At 59.2% G+C, this 11948-nt stretch carries 11 protein-coding genes; 8 read left to right on the top strand and 3 right to left on the bottom strand.

All coding sequences use genetic code 11. The features are described from left to right. The first annotated feature begins 7 nt into the window (after positions 1–7). The 8 genes from ACM66T_RS02605 to ACM66T_RS02570 all read left to right on the top strand — a co-directional run bounded on the left by ACM66T_RS02605 (position 8) and on the right by ACM66T_RS02570 (position 6950). The gene (locus ACM66T_RS02605) at positions 8–1213 is read left to right on the top strand and encodes an apolipoprotein N-acyltransferase (protein ID WP_231020243.1); all 1206 of its coding nucleotides are present in this window, start codon (positions 8–10) and stop codon (positions 1211–1213) included. Continuing rightward, positions 1210–1959, top strand: a complete 750-nt coding sequence (gene pgeF, locus ACM66T_RS02600; protein WP_231020242.1) for a peptidoglycan editing factor PgeF — start codon at positions 1210–1212, stop codon at positions 1957–1959. Before ACM66T_RS02605 ends, pgeF begins: the two co-directional genes overlap by 4 nt. Before the next feature lie 19 nt (positions 1960–1978). Then, a complete protein-coding gene (locus ACM66T_RS02595; RefSeq protein WP_231020241.1) occupies positions 1979–2587 on the top strand; it encodes a tetratricopeptide repeat protein in 609 nt (202 codons plus the stop codon). Next, positions 2584–3309 (top strand): NYN domain-containing protein, encoded by a 726-nt coding sequence (locus ACM66T_RS02590; RefSeq protein WP_416768742.1) that lies wholly within the window; start codon positions 2584–2586, stop codon positions 3307–3309. Before ACM66T_RS02595 ends, ACM66T_RS02590 begins: the two co-directional genes overlap by 4 nt. Further along, positions 3306–4028 (top strand): Nif3-like dinuclear metal center hexameric protein, encoded by a 723-nt coding sequence (locus tag ACM66T_RS02585; protein ID WP_416768741.1) that lies wholly within the window; start codon positions 3306–3308, stop codon positions 4026–4028. Before ACM66T_RS02590 ends, ACM66T_RS02585 begins: the two co-directional genes overlap by 4 nt. An 82-nt stretch (positions 4029–4110) precedes the next feature. After that, positions 4111–4833, top strand: a complete 723-nt coding sequence (locus ACM66T_RS02580; RefSeq protein ID WP_231020238.1) for a zinc ribbon domain-containing protein — start codon at positions 4111–4113, stop codon at positions 4831–4833. A 30-nt stretch (positions 4834–4863) separates the two neighbouring features. Further along, on the top strand, positions 4864–6045 hold the full coding sequence (gene waaA, locus ACM66T_RS02575) for a lipid IV(A) 3-deoxy-D-manno-octulosonic acid transferase (RefSeq protein ID WP_231020237.1): 1182 nt from the start codon (positions 4864–4866) through the stop codon (positions 6043–6045). After that, entirely contained in the window at positions 6042–6950 is a 909-nt protein-coding gene (locus ACM66T_RS02570; RefSeq protein WP_231020236.1) for a pseudouridine synthase family protein, read from the top strand. Before waaA ends, ACM66T_RS02570 begins: the two co-directional genes overlap by 4 nt. A 45-nt stretch (positions 6951–6995) precedes the next feature. Here the strand turns inward: ACM66T_RS02570 and ACM66T_RS02565 are convergent, their stop codons facing one another. From ACM66T_RS02565 to ACM66T_RS02555, 3 genes are all read right to left on the bottom strand, one after another. Next, the gene (locus ACM66T_RS02565; RefSeq protein ID WP_231020235.1) at positions 6996–8171 is read right to left on the bottom strand and encodes an OmpA family protein; all 1176 of its coding nucleotides are present in this window, start codon (positions 8169–8171) and stop codon (positions 6996–6998) included. Between the two features lie 56 nt (positions 8172–8227). After that, positions 8228–10255, bottom strand: a complete 2028-nt coding sequence (locus ACM66T_RS02560; RefSeq protein ID WP_231020234.1) for an Ig-like domain-containing protein — start codon at positions 10253–10255, stop codon at positions 8228–8230. A gap of 431 nt (positions 10256–10686) precedes the next feature. Beyond that, complete coding sequence (locus ACM66T_RS02555) at positions 10687–11922, bottom strand: OmpA family protein (RefSeq protein ID WP_231020233.1); 1236 nt, start codon at positions 11920–11922, stop codon at positions 10687–10689. Positions 11923–11948: the final 26 nt, after the last annotated feature.

The raw sequence follows: 11948 nt of genomic DNA, 5'->3' as shown, positions 1-11948 counted from the left end.
GAGGCAGATGCCCTTTATGACATCGCTGGCCGTCGCCTTTGCGATCGCCCTGGCGTTCTCGACCTTTATCTATGTCGACTATTTCGCCCTGCCCCACATCGCCGCCGTTGAAACCCTCCTCGCCCTCGGCGCTTATTACGGGCTGCTGGCCGCCCCCCGCCGCACCGTGCTGCAGGCGGGCTTTCTTATCGGCATCTTCTGGTTCTACTGGATCGGCTTCAGTTTCCGCTACTACGGCATGCCCTGGGCGATGCCGCTGATGACCCTGCTTTTCGGGGTCGTCTACCTCCTCTATTTCGGCGTCCTCGCCCTAAGTGAACAACCATTAATACGTGCCCTTCTGCTCTTCGGGCTCACCTTCGTCGCCCCGATGGGCTTCAACTGGATGGTCCCGGAGCTGCCGCTGCTGCACAGCTATCTCGGCGTCGAAAAATGGCAGTTCGCCCTCATCCTCTTCGCACTCGCCGCCGTGGCCGCCTTCCGCTCCCCGCTTCGGTTCGGTGCACTGCTGTTTGTCGCCTTCGCCTACGCGCCCGCCTACACGCCACCACCGCCCCCGCCGCTGAAGATCAAGCTCGCCGCCACCGCCGTACCCCAGGAGCTCAAGTGGGAGAAGGCGTACCAGGTGCCGACCATCCTCGGCAACTTTGCGCGCATCGACGACGCCGCCGCGGAAGGGTATGACCTCATCATCCTCCCCGAATCGGTCTTTCCCCTTTTTCTCAACAAGGCCCCGGAGCTGATCGACGAACTCAAAGCGCGTTCGGAAAAAATCGCTATTGTGACAGGAGCCCTGCTCTTTGAGGACGGCAACAACTACAACGTCACGTACTTCTTCCATAAAGGGCAGATGCAGGTCGCCAAGAAGATGGTGCTCGTGCCCTTCGGCGAATACATCCCCCTGCCCAAATGGATGGGCGGCTGGGTCAACGAAGTCGTCTTCGACGGCGCCTCCGACTACCTCGCCGCCGACCACCCCACCGACTTCCTGATCGGCGGCACCCTCTTCCGCAACGCCGTCTGCTACGAAGCGACCACCGATGCGCTCTTTACGGGGGACCCGGAGTACATGATCGCCATCAGCAACAACGCCTGGTTCACCCCCTCGATCGAACCGACGCTGCAGCGGCTGCTGATGACCTACTACGCCAGACGCCACCACACCCGCATCTTCCACTGCGCCAACGCCGCGGGGACGGGGATCTTAGAGTGATCACGTCAAAGCTACTCGCCGAAGCAGAAGGCCTTTCGCACGGCTTTAGCGACCGCGCCGAGGGAGAGAGCACCGCGCCCTATGCGTCGTTGAACCTCGCCTACCACGTCGGGGACGACGCCGCCGTCGTCGATGCGAACCACGCCCTGCTGGCCGGGCAGCTCGGGTATGCCCCCGAACGTCTCGTGCATATGCGCCAGATCCACTCGGACCGCATTGTCCACTGCACCCCGGAGATGGGCTTTCATAGCCGGCCGGAGTGCGACGCGCTGATGACCGACATCGCGGGCCAGCCGCTGATGGTCATGGTCGCCGACTGTACCCCCGTGCTCCTGTATGATCCGCGCCGCCGCGCCGTCGCCGCCGTGCATGCCGGCCGTGCCGGAGCCCTCAAAAACATCGTCGGCAAAACCGTGGCCGCGATGCACGACGCCTACGGCAGCGACCCCGCCGACCTGCTGGCGGTGCTGGGGCCTTCTATAGGGAGCTGCTGCTACGAGATCGGGCCGGAGGTCGCGCAAGAGGTCCAGGCTGCCGGCTGCGAAGGGGCCCTCTCCCGCCGGGACGGCCGCACTTACCTGGACGTCAATGCCATTCTCGAAAAGCAGCTCGAAGCCGCTGGCCTTACGGCCGGGCATATCGACCTTCCCGGCAGCTGTACCGCCTGCCGTACCGACCGCTTCTTCTCCTACCGTGCCGAAGGGGGCACAACGGGGCGGCAGGCGGGGATCATTATGATAAAATAGTATTCAAAAAGGCTCCTGCTTGACCCTCTTCCAGATTATCCTCTTCGCCGCTGCCGCCTTTTTCGCCTGGCAGATCTATAAATTTGTCCAAACCCTCGGTGAGGGGGAGACCAAACTCCCCTCCCACAGTGACGTACCGCCCCCGTCCGAACCGGAGCGCCCCGCCTATCCGGGCACCCAGGAGATCGATGCCCTCATCGACAAGGCCGACAACGCCTACGGCGACGGCAAGCTCGCCGAAGCGCGGGTCTACCTGGAGCGGGCCGAAAAACAGGACCCGGACAGTCCGGAGGTCCTCAACAAGCTCGGCTTTGTCCTCTTCAAGGAGGGATCGAACGAGGAGGCCCTGCAGAAATACAACCGCTCCCTCACGCTGGACCCGGGCGACGACCTGACCCACAATGCCGTCGCGGGCGTGCTGCGGAAACTGGGGCGGCTGGATGAGGCGCAGGAGCACTACAAAAGCGCCGTCGACATCGACGACGCTTTCGAAGAGACCTACTACAACTACGGCCGTCTGCTGATCGAAAAGGGGGACATGGAAGGGGCGCGCATGATGTTTGAAAAAGCGCTGGAACTGCGTTCGGACTACCCCGAAGCGGCCGAAGCCCTGGAGCGCCTGCCGTGAAGCAGCAGCACCTTGCCGTCCTGATCGACGCGGACAACTCCCAGCCCTCCATCATCGAAGGGCTCCTCGACGAGATCGCCCAGTACGGCGTCGCCAGCGTCAAGCGCATTTACGGTGACTGGACCTCGACGCAGCTAAAAGGGTGGAAACCCCACCTGCTCGAACACGGCATCCAGCCCATCCAGCAGTTCGGCTACACGACGGGCAAGAACGCTACCGACAGCGCGATGATCATCGACGCGATGGACCTGCTCTATACGGGGAATTTCGAAGGTTTCTGCATCGTCTCCAGCGACAGCGACTTCACCCGCCTCGCCAGCCGCATCCGCGAGAGCGGCGTCAGCGTCTACGGCTTCGGCGAACGCAAAACGCCCAAACCCTTCCTCAGCGCCTGCGACAAGTTCATCTATACCGAGAACCTGCGCAGGGACGTCATCGCGAAAGAGAGCGTCGACGTGACGAAGGAGAAGAAGCTGCTGGAGCTTCTGCGCGACGCCGTCGACGACGCCGCCGACGATTCAGGGTGGGCCAACCTCGGGATGGTCGGGCAGCTCGTCGCCAACAAGCTCCCCGACTTCGACCCCCGGAGCTACGGTTTCAAAAAGCTCGGCGAACTGATCCGCGCCACGGAGGCCTTCGATTTCAAAGACGAAGACCCCCTCACCAATACCCGCGGCCTCTTTATCCGCAACAAACACAAGAAAAGGAGATACCGCGCATGACCCTGGGAGCCATCTACGACGCCCTCGACGCCCTATCCCCCTTTGAGCTGCAGGAGAAGTGGGACAACTCCGGCCTCATCGTCGGCGACCCGGCGCAGGAGATCACGACCGTGGTGCTCAGCATCGACGTCGACGCGGCGCTGCTGGAGGAGCTCGAAGAGGGAACCCTCCTCATCACCCACCACCCCCTGATCTTCGGCGGGCTGGGCGCGCTTGATTTCACGCAGTACCCGGCGAAACTGCTGCAGACGATGGTCAAAAAAAACATTGCCAATATCGCCATGCACACCAATTTCGACCAGACCCACCTCAACCGCTGGGTCGCGCAGGAGGTCCTGGGGCAGTCGGCCATAGCGCAGGAGGGTTTCCTCGCCTGTTTCGACGTCGATACCGACTTTGACAGCTTCGCCCGCGACGTCGCCGGACGCTTCGGGCTGGCGCAGCTCAAAACCGTCCGGTGCCATGACCGCCTGGGGCGCGTCGCCCTGGTGACGGGTTCCGGCGCCTCCCTGATGCGCGGCCTCAACGCCGACTGCCTCCTCACCGGCGACATCAAGTACCACGACGCCATGGAGGCCAAGGCCCTCGGCCTCTCCATGATCGACATCGGCCACTTTGAAAGCGAACGCTTTTTCCCCGAGGTCCTGGCCCCGCATTTGAAAAATTTCGGATTAACGGTTATAATTTCGTCATCGAAAAACCCGTTCACATATTATTGATCGTAGTAGCCCCCGACGGCAACGGGTAGCGGCATTGCAAACAATGCTGTTTCAAACTTTCCCACGGATAAAGGAATCTTCTGTGAACAAGCACCTCAAACAACTGATCGACCTTTCCAAGATCGACAAAGAGATCGACGCTTTCGACCCGCAGATCGAGGCAGCCAACCATAAATACGAATCGGCCCTTGTCAAAAAAGAGGGTCTCGAGAGCAACATTGAAGGCCTCGAAAACGAGATCAAGGACGAGCAGCTCAAGCACAAGAAGAATGAGCTCCACCTCGCCGAACTCTCCCAGAAGCTCGAAGAGAACCGCAAAAAAAGCGCGGAGATCAAGACCGAGAAAGAGATGAAGTCCCTTCAACTCGAAGAGGAGATCGCCAAGGAGCAGATCAGCTTCGCCAACGAAGAGATCGAACGCCTCGACCGCATCATCGAGAGCAAAACCGAGCGCGTGAACGAGCTCAAAGCACAGATGGACGAGCTCGATGCCAACCTCGGCAGCGTCAAAGAGGAGGTCGATGCGAAACTGGCAGAGATCGACGGCGAGCGCCAGCAGGTCTTTGCCCGCAAACAGGAGCTCGTCTCCCAGATGAACCAGAAGGGGCTCTCCTTCTACCAGAAGATCCGCCGCTGGGCGAAAAACACCACAGCCGTTCCGGTACGCAACCAGGCGTGCATGGGCTGTTTCATGGTCATCAGCGACAAGGTCTACGCCGACGTCATCAAGGGTGAAGAGATCACAACCTGTCCGCACTGCGGACGTATCCTCTACCTCGAAGAGGAAGCAACTGCCGAAGCGTAAGCTTCGCACCCCCCATTGCACGGCACTGTCATGAAGCCGTTTTCACTCATCTATTTCCTGCTCAGCGCCCTGCTCTACGTCGCCGCGCTTCCGCTGCTGCTGCTTTTCAGCCTCCGCTCGAAATACCGCGAATCCCTGCCGGCCCGCTTTTTTCTCAAAGGCAACCCGCCGTTTACGCCCGGAGGGATCTGGTTCCATGCCTGCTCCGTCGGCGAAACGCGTGCCCTGAAACCGCTGTTGGCGCCCCTTTCGCCGGAAGAGGTGCGCATCAGCACCATCACGCAGACCGGCCAGGACGTTGCCAGGGGGTACGGCAGCGAGCACCGCTATCTCCCCTATGAGCTCTTTATGCCCTTCTGGGTCAAACCCCAGCGCGCGCTTGTCGTGCTCGAGGCGGAATTTTGGTACCTGCTCTTTGCCGTGGCCCGCGCCAGGGGGGCGAAGGTCGTGCTGCTCAATGCCCGCCTCTCCGAACGCAGCTTCCCCCGATACCTGAAGCTGCGCTGGTTCTACCGGCGGCTGTTCGCACGGGTCGACAAGATCTTCTGCCAGAGCGCAGCCGACAAGGCCCGTTTTGAACAGCTCGGCGCTTCCAATATCGAGGTGATCGGCAATATCAAGCTGGCGCAGAGCGTCACCACCACGAAGACGTATGCCAAACCCGAAGGCGAAACGATCGTCGCCGCCAGTACCCATGAGGGGGAGGAAGCCATGATCCTCGAGGCTTTTCGCGCCCGCCATGCCGAACACCCCGACAGCCGCCTGCTGGTCGTCCCCCGCCACCCCGAGCGTTTTGACGCCGTCTGGGAGCTGCTGCACGGCCAGTGCGACGGCGAGCGCATCGCCCGGTGGAGCACGGACGGCGGCATCGACGCGCTGGGGGAGCACCCTGTCGTCCTCGTCGACGCCATGGGCGAGCTCAACAACCTCTACGCCATCAGCGACATCGCCGTCCTCGGCGGTGCCTTCAAGGCGGACGTCGGAGGCCACAACCCGCTCGAACCGGCCCATTTCGGCTGCCGGACCCTCAGCGGGTCGCACTTTTTCAACCAGCGCGAACTGATGCGCTATGTCGACAACATCGCCGTCGTCGAGAACGATGCGCTCACCGAAGCGCTCCTGCACGCCGAAGGGCTCCGTCCCGCATCGATCAACGGCAGCGTCGATCTCCAACCTTTTTTTGACTACCTCACCAAGGAGAGCGCCTCATGAAAAAATCACCGAACGACTACCGCGGACAGAGCAAGAAACTCGAAGCCAAGAACAAGATCAAGTCCAAGGCCTTCGCCAAAAAAGACGCCGGCCGCAAAAACCCGGGAGCCCAAAGAGCCAAAACCGCGGAGCCCGAAGAGAGCCGCTACGTGCAGACACGCTCCAGCGGCCCCTCAGACAAGGCCTACAAACTGCTGGCGGCCCAGGAGGATATCTCCAACGCCAAGGCCAAGGAGCTGATCGACCGCGGGCTTGTCTACGTGGGCAACCAGAAGGTGATGATCGCCCGGGGCGAACTGCCGCTGAAGACCGAGTTCAAAGTCCAGCGCGTCGAGCGCATCCGCCCGATCTTCGAAAACGACGACCTCATCGTCGTCGACAAACCCGCCTTCCTCAACGCCGATGAAGTGGAACGCCAGTTCAAAGGGACCCACCTGCTCCACCGCCTCGACCGAGAAACGAGCGGGGTGCTGATGCTGGTCAAGAACGAAGCGTTCCGCGGGAAGGCAATCGAGGCCTTCAGAAAAGACGAGGTCTATAAAGAGTACGTGGCATGGGTCGAAGGGGTCGTGACCGAAGAGGCCGTCATGGACGAGCCTATTCTGACGGAAAAACGCCACGGCAAGGCCCACTCCAAAATCTCCAAAAAGGGCAAGCCGGCCGTCACGGAGATCTACCCGATGGAAGTATCGGGCAAAAAAAGCAAGCTCAAGCTCATCATCCACCACGGCCGGACCCACCAGATCCGCGTCCACCTGCGCGCCTTCGGCCACCCGATTGTCGGGGATGAGCAGTACGGCGGACGCCGCAGCCAGCGGGTTATGCTGCATGCGAAAAAAGTCGAGCTGCTCGGCATGACCTTCGAAGCTCCGGAACCGAAGCTTTTCATCCACTTCTCCGCCTAGGCCCTCCTTCGCACGCCAAGGCCGCACGCGGAAGCGGCGGGAAGCCTACAGCTCTTTTTTGGGAGCGGCGTAGACCTCGATCTCGACACGGCGGTTCGCGGTACGCCCCTCGTCGGTCGCGTTCGTCGCCACCGGCTGGCTTTCGCCCATCGCACGGGTTTCGATCATTCTCGGCGAAATACCGAGGGCGACGAGCTTGCTTCTGACGGCATTCGCGCGGCGCTGCGAGAGTTTCATATTGTACACTTCCGTCCCGACGCTGTCCGTATGGCCGACAACGACCAGGCGGTCATTTTTCTGCAGCCTTCCGGAGAGCTGTTTCAGCGCGGCATCGCCCTGCGGCTTCACAATGGACTTGTCGAAATCGAAGAGGGTATCCGATGCCAGGACCACACGCTCTGTCGGTTTTTTGATGATAACAGGCTTGGGTACCTCTTTGATGACCTCGACCTTCTTGACGACTTCCACCTCTTTGACGACCTCTTTTTCCAGAACCGTGCCCTCGCCGGGGACCGGTACCTCTTTGACCACGACGATCTTTTCGGGTTCCGGCTCTGGGATGCCGAATCGGTAAACAACCCCCAGAGAGTAGAGGTTCACGTCGTAATCGGACCTGGACCCGGCTTCGGCGAGGTGATACCCTTCCCATTCAGCGCGTACGCCGAGGGCAGGGGTGAAATCGTACTGCACGCCGGCACCGAGCTTGTAGCCGACGTCCCATTCGGTCACATGCATATCTTTGGGCGCGCCGTTGACGAGCAGGGTGCCCCCGCTGTAGGTGTAGTTCTTGCTCATCCCCGCGTACAGCACCCCGATACGGGCAAAGACGGTGAGGGCGTTAAGGAGCGGGAGGTGGGCGAGCCCGTCCATGTTGATCCCCTGTCCCGAGAGCTTGCCTTTATAGACCTCTCCGGTATTGGTGACATCCTTGAACGAGAGTTCACCCAGGTTAAAATACCCCCCTTCAACAGCAAAGTACTGATTGAAGAGGTAACCGCCGAAGGCTTTGACGCCGAACACCTCCTCGTCTGCCGTCGAATTTGCCACATAACAGGTCGGGTCTCCCTGGCACACCTCTTGTTCGGTCGTGGAGATGGAGACCGAACCGGTCGCATATCCGAGATTTACCCCGAGGTAAGGCCCGGGCATCGCGATGCGTTCGACCGCCTGCCCCTGCACCGCCACCGCGACGAGAGCCGCCGTCGCGGCTATCCGTTTCATTTTCATTTCTTTCCTTCCGTTCCCGGGACGCGTACCCCGTTATTTTTCAGAACTCTCTAGTTCCCGTATATCAGACTCATCATGGTCACGTCCGCCTTGCCGATACTTGCTCCCAGCAGTCCTGTGACCGAGTCAAGCAGCGGTGACAGCAGCGGCAGCAGAATCGACAGCAGCGGGTCGAGCAGGCTTCCAAGCAGCCCACTCACATCAATCGGGATGCCCAGCAGATTGATTGTCAGTTCCAGATTGCTTACCAGCGTATTGAGCAGTGCGCCCGTTGTCGACCCCGTCGGTGCATAAACACTCTGCATCTGCTGCATATCGACCGGCAGGAAGTTGATTCCGCCGCTGTCAGCCACGCCCGATGCATAGGCCTTCACGGTGATCTTCACCAGCCCCAGGAGATTGACGAGATCGGCGCTGCCGACATCCTCAGGCGAAATCGGCTGCTGCGAGAAGAACTGATCTTCGGGGATTGTACCAATCACAAGTGTGGCCAATCCGTTGCGAACATTCATGGCGATCTCGTCGTTGTTCAGGACCGTCAGGTTAGCCTCCGACGAGCCAAGCTCAAGGTAAAGCGGCAGGTTGATAAGGTCGGCACTCACTGCTCCTTCGCCGTCCAGCGACGTATTCAGCGCTCCGAGAAGATCCCCCAGGATGCCCCCGACTTTGAGGTTAAGCTGCAGACGTGTCGATGCGGAGTGGATCGTATCGCCCTCTTTCATCACGGCGATTGCCGGCGGTGTAATGACCTGGAGTTTCAGGCCGCTGCTTTCATCCGTCAGAAGCGGCAGGGAGAGCGGTACCTCTATCGGGGCGTTCAGTACCGGCGCAAGCGCCTGGTTGATGCCGCCCAACAGCGACTGAACACTCAGCTGCGCCGCGGAGAGGCCCGTCATCGACAGCACATCATTCACCTGCATCGGCAGCGTATCGACCGGGAACTGGAGCAGACTGCCCACGCTGATCGGCGTATCGCTGAGACCGGAGGCGTTGACCTCTGCCCTCAGATCGGTCACGAGCTGATGTGCCTCGGCGGCATCGAGCCCTTCCAGCTCATCGGCAATGAGCCTCAGCATCGCGTCGAGCGTCACATTGCTGTCGACCAGGTCTTCGACCGTTGATGCCGACACGACATCGACAAGGTCCGAGACCAGTTTGGGGAAGCCGAGGCTAACGCCGGCCAGCCCCCCGGACCCCAGGAGGTCCACCGATGCCTGCGTCCCCAACAGACCGCCGAGCACACTGCCGAGTACCTCGGAATTGTTCGTGTCAACCGTTACCGGAGTCGACGCCATAGAGAAGACAGCCGCCTGGACCACCTTCATCGGCCCTGTCGTAAAGCTGTTCACGCTGTCATATTCCAGCTGCAGTCCGGTGAGAGACGTCACCGGCTGCTTGATCGTGAAGGTATACGTCGCATTGTAATCAAGCGGAACCGACGGCGTGAAGGTCATGAGGTGATCATCGCCGACATCGCTGTAGTTGATCGTCCCGTTGACAAAGCTACCGTTGCTCTCGCGCAGATAGACGTTGGTACTGTTCAGTGTCGCCGTATTGACCGCTTCATTGAAATTCCCCAGGATATGTACGCCGATGGAGACGTTGGTGTCGCCGTCATTGGGCAGGACCGTGACCTGCAGATATTTCAGCGTGCCCGTACGGAAACGGATGATATTGTCCGCCGCGAGGAGGTAGCCGTCACTCGCTTTGACTCCCCTTGTGACATAGACGGTGTAATTCGAATCCATCACAAGATCCGCATTGGACGTCAAGGTAAAGAGCTTGGTATCCGTACCGTAGAATTTGATCGTCGAGGAGACTTTGGTGCCGTTCTCATCCAGCAGATAGAATGTCGAATCGTTCACGGTCGATACATTCATCTCTTTGTTGAATTTCGCCGTGATCAGCTTGTTGATCGGCACATTGACCGCTCCTTCGGACGGATCAACCGTCACCTGAAGTTCACCACCGTTGACATTGTCGTCAAACGCGCTGTCGCGTCCGCACCCGGCTAAAATCAACACCATTGCCATGCCAAGGATGCCGGCCAGCCCCCACTTATACTTAGACGTCTTCACCAATTACTCCTTATGATTCATCAAAAACGCCGTACCGCCTGACCGACAGCGTTCACCTCTTCCCGCGAGAGAAGGTGACACTTTTCCCCTCCATCCCACTGACATCTCATTTCTAACGAAATGAATCATATCTTCATGAGACTTAATATAAATCAAAAAATACATTTTTTCATTATTTTATGTGTATTTATCAAAAAATTATCAAGAACATATTCTTTATTTATAAAACTTTATGCAAAAAAGTCATGTTTTATCGTCAAATATTAAAAATATGCTTTGCAGCAATGTCTGAGGCGGGCATACCTGTCACGCAGCATGCTGATTGCAAGAAACAGGATAGAAAGCGATGATGTGTTGTCGTTAAAAGGTTCGGAGAGTTCTAGGGATGAAGGAGGCTCCGGGGAGCTCCTTCCTTGAATGCAGGTGTGTCGTTACTTCGTTTCCCCTGCGGGGAGGGTAACTTCATCCGCCGGCGGTGTGATCTCTTCCCCCGGCTCTTTCGGCGCAGCGATGATGTCGATTTCAACGCGGCGGTTCTGCGCGCGCCCCTCATCGGTCGCATTCGTCGCGACGGGATCGCTCTCCCCTTTGGCCTTCGTTTCGATACGGTCGGCGTCGATGCCGTTGATGACCAGTTCGTTCTTGACCGCGTCGGCACGGCGCTGTGACAGTTTGAGGTTGTACAGCTCAGAACCGATGCTGTCCGTATGGCCCGTTACGATCAGCTTGTCGTCTTTTTGCAGTTTGACCACGAGGTCTCTGATCGCAGCTTTACCTTCCGGTTTCACGATAGCCTTGTTGAAGTCGAAGAGTGCATCCGTCGCCAGGACGACGCGTTCAACCGGCTTCCGGATGATGACCGGTTCCGACGGCACCTCTTTGACGACCTCTTTCTCGACGACTTTTTCGACAACAACAGGTTCGGCCGGGACCGGGACCTCTTTGACCACGACGACTTTTTCCGGCTCCGGCGGCGGGACCGGTGCGTTCGGATCTTCTCCGAAGCGGTAGACGACACCGACGGACCAGAGGCTCATATCGAGACCGGAATTGGAAGCGTCCTCCTCCATGTGGTAGCCTTCCCATTCGCCGCGGACACCGAGGCGGGGTGTGAAGTCATACTGCACGCCCAGGCCGACTTTCAGGCCCGCACCCCACTGGCTGGGACTCATGTCTTTCGCGACGCCATTGACATAGAGCGTGCCGCCACTGTAGGAGTAGTCTTTGCTGACTTCGGCATACATCACACCGAGGCGTGCAAAGGCGGTCAGCTGGGACAGGATCGGAAGGTGTCCGACCACGTCGGCATTGAGCCCCTGCGTCTTCGCGGTACCTTTATAGGTCTCCCCCGTACTCGTATCGTGTTTGAACGAAAGCTCGCCGAGGTTGAAATAGCCCCCTTCAATGGCGAAGAAGTCGTTAAAGAGGTAACCTCCGAACAGCTTCAGTCCGAAAGCGTTCTCGTCAATGGTGGAGTTGATCACGGTACAGGCCGGATCGCCGTTACACGCTTCCTCGGCCGTATCGGTCTCATTTACCCGGCCGGTCGCGTAACCGACATTGCCCCCGATATAGAACCCCGGGAAGGCAATGCGTTTCGCCGGGAAATCAGCATACGCCGCAGTGGTGAGCAAAAGCGCTGCCGCTGCCAATGAATATCTTCTCATTATTATTATCCTTCTTTTCACGGGGC

This window comes from Sulfurimonas sp. ST-25, from assembly GCF_048079205.1.
Lineage (GTDB): Bacteria > Campylobacterota > Campylobacteria > Campylobacterales > Sulfurimonadaceae > Thiomicrolovo > Thiomicrolovo sulfuroxydans.
Note: the sequence above shows the minus strand (reverse complement) of the source record. Positions and strands in the feature narration are given on the sequence as shown.

Bases quoted from the DNA above. Each gene is read 5' to 3' on its own strand.
- ACM66T_RS02555 (WP_231020233.1), bottom strand. From the start codon at position 11,922: ATGAGAAGATATTCATTGGCAGCGGCAGCGCTTTTGCTCACCACTGCG.
- ACM66T_RS02570 (WP_231020236.1), top strand. From the start codon at position 6,042: ATGAAAAAATCACCGAACGACTACCGCGGACAGAGCAAGAAACTCGAA.
- ACM66T_RS02585 (WP_416768741.1), top strand. From the start codon at position 3,306: ATGACCCTGGGAGCCATCTACGACGCCCTCGACGCCCTATCCCCCTTT.
- ACM66T_RS02565 (WP_231020235.1), bottom strand. From the start codon at position 8,171: ATGAAACGGATAGCCGCGACGGCGGCTCTCGTCGCGGTGGCGGTGCAG.
- ACM66T_RS02605 (WP_231020243.1), top strand. From the start codon at position 8: ATGCCCTTTATGACATCGCTGGCCGTCGCCTTTGCGATCGCCCTGGCG.
- waaA (WP_231020237.1), top strand. From the start codon at position 4,864: ATGAAGCCGTTTTCACTCATCTATTTCCTGCTCAGCGCCCTGCTCTAC.